Annotated in this window: 13 protein-coding genes; 9 read left to right on the top strand and 4 right to left on the bottom strand. The window is 43.7% G+C overall.

Going from position 1 to position 16,789, the window contains the following annotated elements; all coding sequences use genetic code 11:
• The first annotated feature begins 143 nt into the window (after nucleotides 1-143).
• From H0262_RS05270 to mmsB, 5 genes are all read left to right on the top strand, one after another.
• A complete protein-coding gene (locus H0262_RS05270) occupies nucleotides 144-1,628 on the top strand; it encodes a CoA-acylating methylmalonate-semialdehyde dehydrogenase (RefSeq protein WP_181209955.1) in 1,485 nt (494 codons plus the stop codon).
• 64 nt (nucleotides 1,629-1,692) lie between these two features.
• Entirely contained in the window at nucleotides 1,693-2,853 is a 1,161-nt protein-coding gene (locus tag H0262_RS05265; RefSeq protein ID WP_181209954.1) for an acyl-CoA dehydrogenase family protein, read from the top strand.
• A 45-nt stretch (nucleotides 2,854-2,898) separates the two neighbouring features.
• On the top strand, nucleotides 2,899-3,681 hold the full coding sequence (locus H0262_RS05260; RefSeq protein ID WP_181209953.1) for an enoyl-CoA hydratase: 783 nt from the start codon (nucleotides 2,899-2,901) through the stop codon (nucleotides 3,679-3,681).
• Nucleotides 3,682-3,735: 54 nt separating this feature from the next.
• Entirely contained in the window at nucleotides 3,736-4,980 is a 1,245-nt protein-coding gene (locus H0262_RS05255; RefSeq protein WP_181209952.1) for an enoyl-CoA hydratase/isomerase family protein, read from the top strand.
• 111 nt (nucleotides 4,981-5,091) lie between these two features.
• Nucleotides 5,092-6,057 (top strand): 3-hydroxyisobutyrate dehydrogenase, encoded by a 966-nt coding sequence (gene mmsB, locus H0262_RS05250; protein ID WP_181209951.1) that lies wholly within the window; start codon nucleotides 5,092-5,094, stop codon nucleotides 6,055-6,057.
• 86 nt (nucleotides 6,058-6,143) lie between these two features.
• Here mmsB and H0262_RS05245 read toward each other — a convergent pair whose 3' ends face one another.
• The gene (locus H0262_RS05245) at nucleotides 6,144-6,902 is read right to left on the bottom strand and encodes an IclR family transcriptional regulator (protein ID WP_181209950.1); all 759 of its coding nucleotides are present in this window, start codon (nucleotides 6,900-6,902) and stop codon (nucleotides 6,144-6,146) included.
• A 643-nt stretch (nucleotides 6,903-7,545) separates the two neighbouring features.
• Here H0262_RS05245 and H0262_RS05240 point away from each other — a divergent pair.
• Complete coding sequence (locus H0262_RS05240) at nucleotides 7,546-8,418, top strand: hypothetical protein (protein WP_149491735.1); 873 nt, start codon at nucleotides 7,546-7,548, stop codon at nucleotides 8,416-8,418.
• 128 nt (nucleotides 8,419-8,546) lie between these two features.
• Here H0262_RS05240 and H0262_RS05235 read toward each other — a convergent pair whose 3' ends face one another.
• Both H0262_RS05235 and pal read right to left on the bottom strand, forming a co-directional pair.
• Nucleotides 8,547-9,254 carry a 4'-phosphopantetheinyl transferase superfamily protein gene (locus H0262_RS05235; protein ID WP_181209949.1) on the bottom strand — a complete coding sequence of 236 codons (708 nt, stop codon included), beginning with the start codon at nucleotides 9,252-9,254 and terminating at the stop codon, nucleotides 8,547-8,549.
• A 115-nt stretch (nucleotides 9,255-9,369) separates the two neighbouring features.
• Nucleotides 9,370-9,888 (bottom strand): peptidoglycan-associated lipoprotein Pal, encoded by a 519-nt coding sequence (gene pal, locus H0262_RS05230; protein ID WP_011513840.1) that lies wholly within the window; start codon nucleotides 9,886-9,888, stop codon nucleotides 9,370-9,372.
• Between the two features lie 404 nt (nucleotides 9,889-10,292).
• Between pal and pepN the strand changes: the two genes are divergently transcribed.
• The gene (pepN, locus tag H0262_RS05225) at nucleotides 10,293-12,893 is read left to right on the top strand and encodes an aminopeptidase N (protein WP_220432388.1); all 2,601 of its coding nucleotides are present in this window, start codon (nucleotides 10,293-10,295) and stop codon (nucleotides 12,891-12,893) included.
• A gap of 110 nt (nucleotides 12,894-13,003) precedes the next feature.
• Here the strand turns inward: pepN and H0262_RS05220 are convergent, their stop codons facing one another.
• A complete protein-coding gene (locus H0262_RS05220; RefSeq protein WP_011513838.1) occupies nucleotides 13,004-14,086 on the bottom strand; it encodes a 3-deoxy-7-phosphoheptulonate synthase in 1,083 nt (360 codons plus the stop codon).
• 364 nt (nucleotides 14,087-14,450) lie between these two features.
• Here H0262_RS05220 and lpxB point away from each other — a divergent pair, with 364 nt between their 5' ends.
• On the top strand, nucleotides 14,451-15,761 hold the full coding sequence (gene lpxB / locus H0262_RS05215; protein WP_181209947.1) for a lipid-A-disaccharide synthase: 1,311 nt from the start codon (nucleotides 14,451-14,453) through the stop codon (nucleotides 15,759-15,761).
• A gap of 53 nt (nucleotides 15,762-15,814) precedes the next feature.
• Nucleotides 15,815-16,684: a ribonuclease HII gene (locus tag H0262_RS05210; RefSeq protein ID WP_181209946.1), complete on the top strand. Its 870-nt coding sequence runs from the start codon at nucleotides 15,815-15,817 to the stop codon at nucleotides 16,682-16,684.
• Nucleotides 16,685-16,789: the final 105 nt, after the last annotated feature.

Genomic DNA, 16,789 nt, shown 5'->3' with positions numbered 1-16,789 from the left:
AACGATACGAAATAAATCATTTTAAAATTATATAACAAAATGATACATTCTAAGTTTTTAAATTTAAAGTTTTCAAACTCAAAACTTTCAATATTCTAAGACGTCAGCTAATGACAGTCTTGCAAACAAGATAAGGATATCTTATGCACCACGTTCAGCAGCTTATCAATGGTCAATTTGTTGATTCCAATACTAGCGAATGGATTGATATTACAGACCCTGCCACTCAAGAAGTCATTGCCAAAGTCCCACAAACCACTGATGATGAAATCAATCAAGCGGTCGCTGCTGCTCAAGCAGCATTTCAAACGTGGCGTAAAACACCGATCACTACACGTGCTCGTATCTTTTTAAAGTATCAGCAATTGATTCGTGACCATATGGATGAGCTAGCAGAAATCTTGACCGCAGAGCAGGGCAAGACGATTGCTGATGCACGCGGTGATGTGTTCCGTGGTTTAGAAGTGGTTGAGCATGCAGCAGGCATTGCCAACTTGCAAATTGGTGACTTTGTTGAAAACGTTGCCTCAGGCGTTGATACCTATAGTATTTGGCAGCCACTGGGTGTTTGTGCAGGCATCACACCGTTTAACTTCCCAGCGATGATTCCACTGTGGATGTTCCCAATGGCGATTGCCACGGGCAATACTTTCATCTTAAAACCTTCTGAGCAAGACCCAATGGTGACCATGCGTTTGGTTGAGCTTGCGGTTGAAGCGGGTGTACCTGAAGGGGTGCTAAATGTGGTACATGGCGGCAAAGCCACCGTTGATGCGATTTGTGATCATCCTGATATCAAAGCAGTCTCTTTTGTCGGTTCGACCAACGTCGGCAAGCATGTCTATGAGCGTGCCAGTCAATCAGGCAAACGCGCACAGTGTATGATGGGTGCAAAAAACCATGGCGTTATCTTGCCGGATGCTAATAAAGAGCAAACCCTTAATCAGCTAGCAGGTGCTGCATTTGGTGCTGCTGGCCAACGTTGTATGGCGCTGTCTGTCGTTGTCCTTGTCGGTGCCGCTGGTGAGTGGATTGATGATATCAAAGCCAAAGCAGAAGGTTTAATCGTCTCAGCTGGTAAGCATGATAAAGATTTGGGTCCACTGATTTCTCCTGCGGCAAAAGCGCGTGTTGAGCATTTGATTGGCACAGGGGTAGAAGAAGGGGCAAGCTTGATACTTGATGGTCGTGGCATTACGGTTGAAGGTTATGAAAAGGGTAACTTTGTTGGTCCAACTATCTTTGATAATGTCACAAGCGATATGCAAATTTATAAAGAAGAAATTTTTGGACCTGTGCTGTGTATCATGCGCGCTAACAGCTTAGATGAAGCGATAGAGATGCTAAATGCCAATCCGCATGGTAATGGTACGGCTATCTTTACTCAGTCAGGGGCTGCCGCGCATAAATTCCAGCAAGATATCCAAGTCGGTCAAATCGGTATTAACTTGCCGATTCCTGTGCCACTACCTATGTTCTCATTCTCAGGCTCACGTGCTAGTAAGCTTGGTGATTTGGGTCCTTATGGTAAGCAAGCAGTGCAATTTTATACCCAAACCAAGACCGTTACGGCGCGCTGGTTTGATGATGAAGCAAGTCGCGGTGTCAATACGACTATTTCAATTTAAAGCTGAATCACCTATATTTGCACTGACGACTTAATATACCCTATTCAGCACAAGGATGACCCCCATGGATTTTTCATTAACCGATGACCAAATTGCCTTTCGCCAAACTGCCAGACAGTTTGCCCAAAAAGAGCTTAAGCCCAATGCCGCTGTATGGGATCGCACCTCGCACTTCCCAATTGATGTGATTAAAAAATCAGGCGAGCTTGGCTTTCTAGGGTTATATACCAACCCTGATTACGATGGCTTGGGCTTGCCGCGTTTAGATTCTGCCATGGTTTTTGAAGAGCTAGCATGGGGTGATACCGCGGTAGCTGCTTATATGAGTATTCATAATATGGCAGGCTGGATGATTGGTGAGTTTGGCAGTGATGCCTTGTGTAAAAAGTATTTGCCAAATATGGTCAGCGGTGAATGGCTTGGCAGCTACTGTTTGACGGAGCCTAATGCCGGTTCTGATGCCGCATCACTGCGCACCAAAGCCGATAAGCAAGGCGAGCATTATATACTGACCGGCGAAAAAACCTTTATTTCAGGCGCAGGCTCAACCGATGTGTTAGTGGTTATGGCTCGTACGGGCGCTGCAGGACCCAAAGGTATCTCAGCATTCGTTGTCGATGCCGATAGCGCTGGTATCGAATACGGAAAAAACGAGCATAAAATGGGCTGGAAAGCACAGCCGACACGGACGATTAGCTTTAAAGATGTCAAAGTTCCAGTAGAGAATCTCATAGGCGAGGAAGGTCAAGGCTTTCGTATCGCCATGAAGGGGCTTGATGGCGGCCGGATTAATATTGGTATCTGTGCAGTAGGGACAGCGCAAGCGGCGCTTGAGACAGCGACCAATTATGTGCAAGAGCGCAGTCAGTTTGGCAGCCCGATTGCCAGCTTACAGTCAGTACAGTTTAAGCTTGCCGATATGCTGACTCAAACCATCACTGCACGGCAGATGCTCTATTTAGCGGCGAATAAAGTCGATAATAACGATGCGCAAGCCTCTACTTATTGCGCGATGGCAAAGCGCTTATCGACTGATCTTTGCTTTGATGTCGCCAACGAAGCTCTGCAACTACACGGTGGTTACGGCTATCTCAATGAATATCCGCTTGAGCGTCATGTGCGAGATTTGCGCGTGCATCAGATTTTGGAAGGCACCAATGAGATTATGCGCGTGATTGTCTCGCGTCAGCTATTACAAGACGAGGCATTGAGCCAACTGCGCTAACCTATTTATATGAATAAAATGATTTTATGATAAGGATGTTTGATCATGACGGATTATACCAACTTAAAACTATCGATTGATGGTCATACTGCAACGCTAACCCTAAACAACCCATCTGCTCATACGTGGACGATGGACAGTCTCAATGCGCTTAAGCAATTGGTCTCTGATCTCAATGCTAATGATGAGGTGTATGCGTTAATCGTCCATGGTGATGGCGAGAAGTTCTTTTCAGCAGGTGCCGATTTAAATAATTTTGCAGATGGTGATAAAGGTCGCGCGATCAGTATGGCGATAGCCTTTGGTGAAGCATTTGAAGCGTTGTCAGCCTATCGCGGCGTTAGTATCGCGGTTATCAATGGCTATGCGATGGGCGGTGGTCTTGAGTGTGCGCTCGCTTGTGATATCCGTATTGCGGAAGGCCATGCCCAAATGGCATTACCTGAGACAGGCGTTGGCTTGTTGCCGTGTGCCGGTGGCACCCAAAATCTAACGGCTTTGGTAGGCGAGGGCTGGGCAAAGCGCATGATATTGTGCGGCGAGCGCGTCGATGCCGAGACTGCACTACGCATTGGCTTAGTTGAAGAGGTTGCTGTGAAAGGTGAAGGGTTACAAACAGCACAAGCATTGGCGCAAAAAGTTGCTAAGCAATCACCGGTTGCGGTCAGTTATTCTAAAACGCTTATTCAAGCAGCAAGACATACACCCCCTGCGCAAAACCTTATCCATGAGCGTGAGGCCTTTGTTAAATTGTTCGATACTGAAGATCAGCGCGAAGGTGTACAAGCATTTTTAGAAAAGCGTAAGCCCATTTGGCAAAATAAATAGCCTTAGCGTAAATATAATAATATTATTTCACTTTTCATTTTGTAGGTCACATTTATGACAGCAGCTATAGAAGGCACATCAGACGCGCCGGTATTATTCAGCACTGAGGCGACAGATTGTGGTCACCTTATTGGAATAATGTCGTTAAATATGCCAAAGTCTCTTAATGCCTTGAGCGTTGAGATGTGTCAATTGTTATCGCAGCAACTAGAGCAGTGGCAAGGTGATGAGCAAGTAGTGGCATTGCTATTAAAGGGCGCAGGCGACAAAGCGTTTTGTGCAGGCGGTGATATTCGCAAGCTTTATGACAGTATGTCAGCAACAGCGCCTATGCCAAACCCTTATGCGACAGACTTTTTTGGTCATGAATATAGTCTTTATCGACAAATGCATTTTTACCCTAAACCATTAATTTTATGGGGTGACGGCATCATTATGGGCGGCGGTATGGGTTTGATGGCAGGCTGTAGCCATCGTCTAGTCACTGAGCGTACACGTTTTGCCATGCCTGAAATTACCATTGGCTTATTCCCCGATGCTTCCGGCAGTTGGTTCTTACAGCGTATGCCGGCCAAAACTGGTTTATTCTTAGGGCTGACAGGTGCAATGTGTAATGGTAGCGATGCATTATTGACCAACTTAGCAGAATATGGGGTTGAAAGTCAGGATTATGATGCCATCATGCAGCGCTTAACACAGAGCGACTGGCAAACGGCAGCTGATAATAATAAAGAGAATAAGCACAATAAAGAAAGTAACAACAGCGCCCATAGTATCGTGAGTCGGGCATTGGGGGCGCAGCCTGTTGTTGAATTGCCTGCTAGTAAGCTTGCGCAGCATTGGTGTGCTATTCAGCAACTAATGAACAGAGGCGGTTTGGGTGATATCGATGCGCTATTACAAAGTGATGAGGCGCTCACACAACTTGATACAGATTTTGCTGCCGACAGTTGGGCACAGCGAGCCGTAGCAACCTATCGACATGGCTGTCCGGTGACTGCGGCATTGACCTATGCGCTATATCATAAGGTGACGGATTTATCGCTAGAGCAAGTCTTGTACCTAGAGACCAATGTCGCTGTACATTGTGCGGCTAACCCTGATTTCAAAGAAGGTGTGCGGGCACTATTGATTGATAAAGATCGGACGCCAAACTGGTCTCGTACGTTAGCTGAGTGTTTGAGCGCAGAGGGACAAGATTATATCCAGCAGCATTTTACCAATCCGTATGCCAAAGGCGAGCATCCTTTAGACGATTGGCTTAGCGCTGCTGCATTGGGTAATGAGGCTGTTCGCTAACCAGATATTTAGCATCTGATTTAAGCCAAATTAACTGGATTAAGTGACTAGATTAAGTGAAATTTGAAAAATTAAAACTAATTGCATAATCAATCATCAAGGAGCGATGAGATGGCTATAAAGGATATAGGTTCAAGCAGTACAACTACGACTGATAATAATGGTAATACAGCAAAGCCAAATATCGCCTTTATTGGACTAGGTAACATGGGCGGTCCAATGGCAGAAAACTTGTTAAAGGCAGGTTATACGCTTTCGGTTTATGATTTATCTGTAGAGGCGACCGCGCGCTTGCAACAAGCGGGTGCCAATATAGCAGAGAGTCCGAAAGATGCTGCTCAAAATGCCCAAGTGATTATCAGTATGTTACCTGCTGGCAAGCACGTGCATTCTGTCTATCTAGGAGAAGGTAGCTCTGACGGTCTACTTATAGACTTACCAAAAGGTACTTTGGTTATCGATAGCAGTACCATAGCAGCAGCTGATGCTAGGAAAGTAGCAGAAGCTGCAAGTAAGCTTGGTATTGATTTTTTAGATGCGCCAGTCTCTGGCGGTACAGGGGGCGCTATCGCTGGCACATTGACCTTTATCGTTGGTGGAGACGATGCAGCCTTCGCCAAAGCTGAACCGATACTGGCTGTAATGGGAAAAAATATCTTCCACGCAGGCGAGCATGGTGCAGGACAAGTGGCAAAAATCTGTAATAACATGCTGCTTGGAATTCTAATGGCAGGCACGGCAGAGGCGATTAATCTAGGTGTCAAAAATGGTCTCGACCCAAAAGTGCTATCAGATATCATGCTACAAAGCTCCGGTCGTAACTGGACGCTAGAGGTCTACAACCCTTATCCGCAAGTGATGGAAAATGTCCCATCGAGCAATGGCTATCAAGGCGGCTTTATGAGTAAGCTGATGCAAAAGGATCTTAACCTTGCCATGCAAACCGCTCAAGATACGCATGTAGAGACACCAATGGGTGCTAAAGCAACTGAGCTTTATGCCGCGCATACCATCGAGAATGGTGATAGAGATTTTTCTAGCATTATGGCGCGTCACGACAGCTCTGTATTATCTTAAACTATCTAATCTAACAATCAAAAAGGTCTGCATTATCATAATAGTGCAGACCTTTTTTGACTTATTTCTAGTTTATATCAAGGCATTTAACTTGGCAGCTCATAGACCAGAGACTGAATATCTTGCGCCGCTTTTTGCAGTCGTGGCACATAGGTTAAGAGGTCATCTAAAGACACCCGTATGGTCGGTGCATGCAGATATAGCGAAGCAAGGTAGCGTGATTTCCTATCCCTTATCGGTACGGCGATTGCCACCATCTCAGAGATAAACTCTTCGTTATCGATACCTATGCCTGTTTCAGCGATACGATCAAGCTCAGCGTTTAATTTGTCGATATCAGTGATGGTGTTTTTGGTGAACTTATCTAGTGATAAATTTTGTAGTATTTTTTCGCGGCTTGAACTCGGCAACTGACTTAAATACAGCTTCCCAGTCGCTGTACACCACATTGGCGACTTTGCGCCTACTGGTAAATAAATCTGTATCGGCAAGGTCGTTTGTGCGCGGTTGGTATAGATCATATTCATATGATAAGGAACACCGATACCGCAGGTTTCTTTTAACTCATCGACCAGTTTTTGCAAAATCATTTGACGTTCATTAAAGAACAGTCGCTGCTGCCAAAGCTCAACACCCAAATTGCGTACGCGTTTACCCGGTATAATACCGCCGCCAATATCAATTGTCACAAACCCTTCATCAACCAGATTTTGAATCAATCGATGAATGGTTGGCTTCGGAATATCAAGCTCCTGCGATAGCTCTAGTGGCGAAATCGGTTTTGAGGCATAAGATACCGCCTCAATAATCTCTAGCACACGGGTAATCGACGATACTTTAGGCATATAAATGACTCAGTAATAATAAAAAAACAAAGCAAGTAGCTATATCATAACGGATATAATCGCATCTAAAAATAGAGTAGAACAGTCAAGGCGATAAGGCTAAAAATGGATAAGTATAAAAGCATACAGTAATTGGCTTACTGACTCTAATTTAGCACAATATAACCCTTAGACAAGCCTACCTCTCATTATATAGTAACGTATTTACATTGCGTGAATTTATAACAAAATTATCTGAGAATTTTTTGGTTTTCGTAGCAATATTAGATACGTTCAGTCACAAAGTACAACAATCTGTAGTAATTAACTCTATAACTGTTATTGCGTTATTTCACAAGATGCTTCATCATGCAGACATATTTTGTAATACCTTTACATGAGCGTTAAGCATTCCAATAATCATGTGTAGGCTGCGCGGTGGCTTTAATAGCATTGTGTAACAAAAGGGCGAAGTATTGCGGGCTGGTATAGTAATTATTACAATATCTATGCAATCTTTACATAATGGTAAATAAAAAGTGCATCTTTAGGGGTGACTTTTTGAGCCAAAATTGTTTTAATCCTCGCATCAAAATGATTGTTTAAAAAAGTTAGATTTTCATTTTTTTATGGGCGTGTTATTTCATACTTTAGGAGAGTAATTATGAAACTTATTCAATTAACAGCAATCACTGCTGCCGTTTTAGCCTCAACTGCTGCTCTTGCAGCTGATCCAGTTATCGTTATTGATGGCAATGACGCTGTTGTATACGAAGCTGAGCCAGTAGCAGTTGCTTATCAAGCAGACGCTGGTTATGCCTATAATGCAGATGCTGGTGTGTTACGTAACACCACTGGTGCAGTTGTTGGCGGTACTAAGACTTTCTTCCAAACTGTTACTCATCCAGCAGCGATCAGTGCTGAAGTTGGTACTTTAGGTTATGGTGCTAACATCGCTTGGGGCTTAAACGACAAAACTGAAATTCAAGCTGGTTGGGCAGGTGGCGATGTTGCTGATTTATTCGGCGGCGATTTTGATGCAAACGACGTAAACTACGAAGTCGATTCTGACTTCAGCAACCCGTACTTAGGCGTACAAGTACGTCCTATGGCGAACTGGTTCACTATGGGTGCTGGTATTATCGTTCCTGATAACGATTTTGATGTACGTGCAAATGCTAATGGTCCTAACTTTAGAATCAATAATGTTGACTACGATGCGAATCAAACTGGTACTTTAGAAGGTACTATGGAACATCGTAACAAACTAGCTCCTTATGCTACTATCGGTTTCCGTCCTAACATTACCAATAATTTTGGTCTGTTTGGCGAGCTAGGCGCTGCATATATGGGTCAAACTGATGCTACTGTCACTTCAAGTAATGCAAATGGTCCTGTTACAGCTAAGGACTCAGATGGCAATATTACTGTAGTTCAAGGTAAAGATGTTGCAGCTGCAGCAGAAAGAGAGCTAGAAAATAAAGACTGGTTAGAGTGGATGCCAATTGTTAAAGTTGGTGCAACTTATCGCTTCTAATTTAACAACCGTTTAAATACTGTTGTTAACAGAAGAATAAGTATAAAAAAACGATCCTTTTGAGGGTCGTTTTTTTATGTCTAAAATAAAGTAATAAATATCACTTATTATCAGGTATTTGAGATTTATCAATAAACAATAACAGTTTGCTGTGAGGAAATAACAGAAATTCGATAGTTAGTCTTATCGTCAGTCAGAGTAAGCAAAGGTAGGATTTCTATAGGCTGATTGAGTAAATCGTAAATGATGGCGGAATAATCCATGCCTAAACCTTGGGCAAGCGTATATTGATCTATCTTGATAAAGCTTTCTTTTATTTGCCAAAGACATTTTATGGCAGAGCTACGCTGTATCATTGGCAATGCTTGCAAGATAGCCAGCTCTTTTGGATGATAGAATCGCTTTGCTACCTGCCATTTCACGGCATTGACTTCGATATCAATACCCGAGGCACGATGGCGACTGATAACGACAGCGACCTTGACGTATGGTATGTCTGATTTTTCTATATCATTTTGCATTCGAGTAGTATTTTTATTATTACCATTGGTATGGCTGAAACACACATAATATTGGCTATGAGTGAGTCGATAAGGAAAATTTGATTCATCTAAACGATCGACGATATCCAGTCTTTTGAGCAATACCTGCAATAATAACCTTACGCCTGCACGTTGCTGCTGGCGTTGGTTATAAGCAATTTGAGGGGCAGCTAAGCAAGTATTGGTTTTTTTAATATCACAATGTGAAGCACTCACTTTAGCAGTCGCACACCATGTCATTGTCATGGGGTCGAGCTGAGTATAGAGAATATCGTGTAGCATTAAGTTTTGCATAGTCTGTATACTTTAGAAACTTATGGTTTATATAGCGATTTATCTTAGCCTAACAAAAAGCCCAACAATAGGCTTGTTGGGCTTTTGAATGCTTATAATGTCTTATGCTATGTGCTTAGTAAGACAGTTCAGCACGGCGGTTTTGGGCATAGGCATCTTCGTTCGTACCGGCAGCAGCAGGACGCTCTTCGCCATAGCTGATGACACGGATATTATTTGCTGCAACGCCTTGTGCTGCAAGGTAATCACGTGCTGCTTGGGCACGGCGCTCACCCAATGCGATGTTATATTCACGGCTACCGCGCTCATCGGTGTGACCCGCGATAACTACGCCTGCATTTGGGTTAGATTTTAACAGACCTGCGTGTTGGTTTAAGACACCTGCAGATTGTGAAGTGATCGCACTGCTGTCAAAGGCAAAGTATACAACGGCTTGGATGTTCTCAGCACCGGTGATAACTGCGTTTGAGTTGTCTACGATAACTGCACCATTGTAGCCAACTTGACCACCTGGTATACCTAGAGGGGCAACGACGACTTCAGAAGTGGCGCGCTTGGTGGCACAACCTGATGCTAGGACAACAGCGCTTGATAATACAGCGAGGGCAGCGATTTTTGAAAAACTGGTTGACATAATAAGCTCCAAAAATTTTAATGAATTACATTTGTTGTTGTAAACTGCTTACGATAAAACTTAGGCAATTGCTATCTATAATATACTAAATGTTACTTTATGTAAGTACTATTACTGTAAATAATGCTAGAGTTTACAAATAGATATAATGCGCATTACGCCAAAATTTACGTCATTATATAAGGATTCTTACCATCGTTACCTTTCTTATTTTAATTTATCAGTAACCTTGAAATTTGGCGCTTTAAGTCAATGTACTTAGGTATCTTACATAGGTATTGCGACAGTATCGAAGTGTCGCTTAAGTCTTGCTATAAAGGCCGTTATAAATATAACCATCATAAAAACCAATAGGAATCTATATGTCTACCGCTGAAAACGATGCGCAAATCATCAATGCTGAAATGCCTGATGTGCCTCTCCATGCGCCCAGTAAAGTCAATTTAAAAGACTATCAAAAGCCAAGCTTCGATGTTGAAACTGTCAGCTTAGATATCAAGTTATTTGAAGATCATGCACAGGTAGACAGTACTCTAAAGATGGTACGTCAAAGCGCAGGCGATATCGTTTTATTTGGTGAAGATTTAGAGCTGTTGACTCTGTCCATGAATGGTAAGGCATTGAGTGCTGAGCGTTATGAGCTGTCAGCAGGTAAGCTTACGATTAGTGATGCTCCTGATGAGGTGACATTGGCGCTACAAGTGCGTATCTGTCCACAGACCAATACTGCCCTTGAAGGGTTTTATATGGCGGGCAGTGGTGATGAGACGATGTTTGTCACCCAGTGCGAGCCGGAAGGTTTCCGTAAAATTACCTTTTATCCAGACCGTCCTGACGTACTCGCGATATTTACCACTCGCCTTGAAGCAGACAAGCGCTATCCAACACTATTAGCCAATGGTAATTTGGTTGAAGCGGGGGAGATGATCGATGCGCCAAACCGCCATTATGCGATTTGGCATGATCCGACCAATAAGCCAAGCTATCTATTTGCTTGTGTGGTCGCTGACTTGGATGTATTAGCGGATAGCTATACGACCAGTGAAGGTCGAGAAGTCTTGCTTGAAGTGTATGCAAAGTCTGCCGATATCGATAAGTGTGATGTCGGTATGCAAGCACTCAAAGATTCGATGCAATGGGATGAAGTCAATTACGGTCGTGCTTATGACTTAGACCGTTATATGATCGTTGCGGTCAGTCAATTTAATATGGGTGCGATGGAAAACAAAGGGCTAAATATCTTTAATACTGCCTGTGTATTATCAAGCCCTGAAACCACGACTGATACTCGTAGCTTTAGCGTAAAAGCTATTATCGCCCATGAGTATTTCCATAATTGGACAGGCAATCGGATTACTTGTCGTGATTGGTTTCAGTTATGTTTAAAAGAAGGCTTTACCGTCTACCGCGATCAATCGTTTTCAGCGGATCAGCAATCAAGCGCGGTACAACGTATCGATGACGTCGCGACTTTGCGTGCCCATCAGTTTGCAGAGGATGCAGGACCACTTGCCCATCCTGTACGTCCTGAGAGTTTTGTTGAGATTAATAACTTTTATACCACCACCGTCTATGAAAAAGGCGCTGAAATTGTCCGTATGATAGCCAATACCTTGGGCGCTGATGATTTCCGAAAAGGGACGGACGAGTATTTCCGTCGCTACGATGGTCAAGCGGTCACGGTTGAAGACTTTTTATCTGCGCTTAGTATTACTAACGGTAAAGTAGAAGAATTTATCGATTGGTATCGCCAGCCAGGTACGCCAGTGGTGTCCGGTCATCAAAGCTATGACAGTGCTGCGCAAACGTTAACTATTACATTAAATCAGAAAACTCGCCATGTCAGCGGCTTTGATGCGCCAAAACCGTTGCCCATTCCAGTTGCAACGGCATTATTTGATAAAGAAAGCGGCAAAATTATTGCTGAGCGTATGTTGCTATTAGACCAAGCCAAACAAACTTTTACTTTTGAAGGCGTAAGTGCTGAGCCTGTGGTGTCTTTGCTACGTGATTTTAGTGCGCCTGTACAGCTGAATTATGATTATCAAGATGAAGATTTGGCATTTTTACTCAAACATGAAACCAATGGCTTTAATCGCTGGCAAGTGACACAAATGCTGGTCAACCGTATTTTATTGCCCACCCAAGGCACAAAAAGCGATCCTGATGTCTATCTAGAGGCATTGGCGCAGACATTGCCAGTGCTCGCAGGTGAAGATGCAATGCTAGCAGCGCGTTTACTTGATATTCCATCAGCTCAAGAGTTGGCGGCTGCTATTCCTGAAGATTATGATCCAGAAGTGGTCAAATCGCAGCGTGAAGGTTTGTATCAGCAGCTAGCAGAGGCGTTAAAAGATCAATGGGAAATGCTTTACAAGCAACTGCCATTGCACTCCTATGAAGACAGTGCAGAAGCCCGTGGTGAACGGGCACTACGTAATGTGGTACTCGATATGGCATTGACGTCAAATGTTGAAGGCGCTGGAGAGTGGGCACAGCAGCAGTATGATAATGCCAGCTGTATGACAGAACGTTTTGGGGCACTAAAGGCCATGGTCAATCATCAAGTGGCAAATGCTGATGCGTCTTTAGCAGATTTTTATCAGCGTTTTCAAGCCGATGATTTGGTGATTGATTTATGGTTTAGTGTCCAAGCATCTGCTGACAACGTCAATGCTGATGTTATTAAATCACTATTAGCACATGAAGATTTCGATTGGAATACGCCCAATCGCGTACGTTCAGTCATCAGCGCTTTTACCTCGCAGCCAACTGCATTATGGACGCAACAAGGTTTGGATATCTATACAGACGTGATTAAGAAACTAGATGATTCTAACCCGATGATAGCCTCGCGCCTACTACAAGTATTGGCACGTTGGAATACGTTAGCTGAGCCACGCCGTCAAATGGCTCATTCGCAGCTGCTCGATGTGCAGCAGCAAGTATCCTCTAAGCATGTGCATGAGAGTCTAAGCAGTGTACTGGGTACAGCGACTGCATAGAGCTGTCTTAGAAAACTAAAGTCATAATCTTAAACATGAAAAAAGCCCGTCTGACAATATAGTGTCAAACGGGCTTTTTTAATAAGCAGCTATTATTGGATAAGCAGTTATTAACGGTTAGGTAGGATGTCTTTGACCATATCACGTAAGTTATGTAGTGCTGTGACCGTGCTGTCCCAATCTAGGCAACCATCAGTAATTGACATGCCGTATTCGAGCGCATCCAAATCAGCAGTCAGCTCTTGGCGACCGCCTTTTAAGTGACTCTCAATCATCATACCGATGATGGACTTGTTGCCGTTTCTGATTTGCTCCGCGACGTTTTGGATCACCATCGGTTGCAAGTAAGGGTCTTTACCTGAGTTGGCATGACTTGAGTCAATCATAATCTTGCTACTGGTTTTACCTTTAGCGAGTGCGTCTTCTACTTGAGCGACTGCTGTTTCATCGTAGTTAGGCTTACCATTGCCACCGCGCAATACCACGTGAGCATAAGGGTTGCCTTTAGATTTGATGATAGACACTTTGCCATCTGAGGACAGACCCAAGAAGCTATGACCCGCTTTTACCGCTTGCATGGCGTTGACCGCAACAGTCATGCCACCATCAGTACCATTTTTAAAGCCGACTGGGCATGATAAGCCTGAGCTCATCTCACGGTGCGTTTGGCTCTCGGTCGTACGTGCGCCAATCGCTGACCAGCTGATCAAGTCCTGCATGTACTGCGGTGTATTCGGGTCAAGCGCTTCAGTAGCACAAGGTAGGCCTTTTTCATTGAGATCAAGCAGTAGCTTACGGGCTGTACGCAAACCTTTTTCGATATCAAAGCTGTCATTCATATCGGGGTCATTAATCATGCCTTTCCAGCCAACGGTCGTGCGCGGCTTCTCAAAATAGACACGCATCACAACGAATACGCTGTCTTCAATCTCTTTCGCCAATATGGCTAAGCGATCAGCATATTCATGAGCGGCTTTGATGTCATGAATAGAGCATGGACCAATCACCACAAACAAACGCTTGTCTTTGCCATCCAAGATGTTTTGGATAGTGTGACGACCATTTAAAACGGTTTTATAGGCTTCGTTTGATAAAGGAAGTTCGGTTTTTAGCTCATTGGGTGTGATTAATGGAATAAATTTTTCAATATTCACGTCGTCAATTTCTGCATTATGGGTAGCGGTTGTTATCATGATTATATATCGTCTAGCTGATTTATAGGGACTTTCATTATGCGGACAAAAGTACCGGTTGACAAGGGCAGTCGAGCAGTTAATTGACTGATAACTGGAATGCTGATGTGAAAACTTGGTTATACTTGATGATTATAGGTAGGATAAAGAGACGTTTATGCCACTGTATTTCTTCGGGCAGCTTCGCTATTTTTATCATCGTCACGTATGATGGCAGTATAAATAGCTGAATTTTAGCACCACAAACGCCGCTGATTATGATGGTGCGTATCCTATAATAGATACCCCATGTTATATTTTATAATATCCATGTTTTCTCCCTTGTACGACTTTCACTGTTACACTTTATTATTAAGAGCTTGTCATGACCGATAACCATACGCTTCAACCTGATTTAACTGTACCATTTGATACTTACGAGATCGCTAATGTAGCGCGTGAGCCGCTCGTTATCGGTATCGTCGCTGGTGAAGTATCAGGAGACAGTCTGGGTGCAGACTTCATGCAGCAGATGAACAATCTACGTGATGACATCGTTTGGGTTGGAGTAGGCGGTACCAAAATGCAGGCACAAGGGCTTAATAGTATTTTTCCATTGTCTCGTTTGGCAGTGATGGGTCTGGTAGAAGTCATAGGACAGTTGTCTGATTTGCTTAGGGCGCGTCGTGAGTTGCTGGCTGCTTTTAAAAAGGCGGATATTGATTGGTTTATTGGCATAGATGCCCCTGATTTTAATCTACGAGTGTCTAAAAAATTAAAGCCTAAAGGCGTGTTTTGCGTGCAGTATGTTAGTCCCTCTATCTGGGCTTGGCGCGAGTCACGTATTCATAATATTAAAGCGGCAACCCACTTGGTATTGTGCCTGTTTCCGTTTGAGCTGCCTGTTTACCAGCGTTATAAGCATCCGGCGATATGCGTTGGGCATCCACTGATGCATACCATTGACCAGTCACTGCTCGAGATCCCAATCAATCAGCGCCGTAGTGAGCTGGTCTGGCATAACGATGGCTTACAGCAGTTTTTTATCGAACGCTTTGATGAGGTTAGTCAGCTTATTTGTGTGATGCCGGGCTCACGCCGCGGTGAAATAACGGCTATTTTACCCTTGATGCTAGACGGTATCCAAAAGCTGCTTTTATTGGACCCAAAGCTTTGCTTTATCATCCCAACTGTCGATCAAAACCATCAATATATCGTCCAAGACGTGATTGATCAGCGCTCAGAGCAGCTGCGTGCCGCCATCGTGGTGGTCTATGATGATAGCCAGCCAACCTTTAGTCAGCAGGCGATGGCGGCATCAGATATTGTGATGTTAGCATCAGGTACCGCAACGCTTGAGGCGATGCTACTTGAGCGTCCGATGGTCGTCGTCTATCAGCTGAATCAGCTAACCTATCAGATTGCTAAACGTCTAGTCAAAGTGCCCTACGTGGGCTTGCCAAATATTTTGGCAGCTACCGCGATCGTACCGGAGCTTATTCAAGAGCAGGCAAGTGGTGACAATATCTGCCGTACCGTTATGCGCCTTTTGCAGCCACGTGCTTATGCAGAGCAATTGAATGCGCTGATTCAGACCAAGCATCTTTTGCAACAGCAAAGCAATCATCAACCTGCCAATAGCGTGATTGAACAATGGTATCTGCAAAATTATCCGTCGAAAACGCCGCAGATCTAGTAAAAAAATTCATTACATACCTTTTCATTTCATAAAATAAGACAATAAAATTAATGAATAGCATGCTACATATAGAGAGTAATCTTTTAAAAATTGAACACAGTATCGAACAGATTGATATAAAAGGACAATATATTAATTTGGCTTCTCCCATTTATTTATCTGGTCAACTTAATATCGACGAATTACTTGCGCAATATTCGAACACTATTGCACAGAGTGATACGAGCTCAGTGCTTCAGATTGGTGTCGATGAAGCAGGGCGTGGACCATTGTTGGGCAGCGTGAATGTTGCGTCGGCAATATTACCACGTGCTTGGTCAGGACTGATTGAAGGGCAGCCTCTCAAAGATACGCCCTTATCTATACTGACGGATTCCAAGCAGTTGAGCGAAAAAAAGCGCGATATGCTGTATCCATTGGTTCAGCAACATGCCATTGGTTATGTCATTGCTGAAATACCAGCGGCAGTGATTGACCAAGTGAATATCTTACAAGCTACCATGCTTGGGATGCGTTTATGTACTGAGATAATGTTAGAGGTCATTGCTTATCATTTGAATGACATGGCACAAGACGTACACCAGCTGCATGCTGAAGTTTTATTCGATGGGAATCGCTGTCCAGATTTAGATTATGCAAGGCTCGTAGAACTTGGTGTCGAAGAAGAAGTAGTTGACTGTCAAGCATGGATCAAGGGTGATGCTCGTCATACCAGTATTGCCGCTGCCAGTATTTTGGCAAAAGTTAGCCGTGACAAAACCATGTACGCGCTTGACGCTAAGCATCCTGAATATGGCATTGCCAAGCATAAAGGCTATCCAACCAAAGCGCACCTCGAAGCGATTGAAACGTATGGTGTGTTGCCCGCTCATAGACGTAGCTTTGCACCAGTGAGAAAGGCGTTAGAGCGTACGTGCTAAAGATTTGTTAATAAAGTAAGAACATGAAAGAGATAGCGTGAACATATAGGGAGTAAGTAAACTTATAAATAGCCTAAGCAATATTTAAGCTGATGAAAAGCTTAC

The organism is Psychrobacter sp. D2, from assembly GCF_013608135.1.
GTDB classification, from domain to species: Bacteria; Pseudomonadota; Gammaproteobacteria; order Pseudomonadales; family Moraxellaceae; genus Psychrobacter; species Psychrobacter cryohalolentis.
The sequence above is the reverse complement of the archived record's forward strand: the minus strand, read 5'-3'. Positions and strand labels throughout refer to the sequence as shown.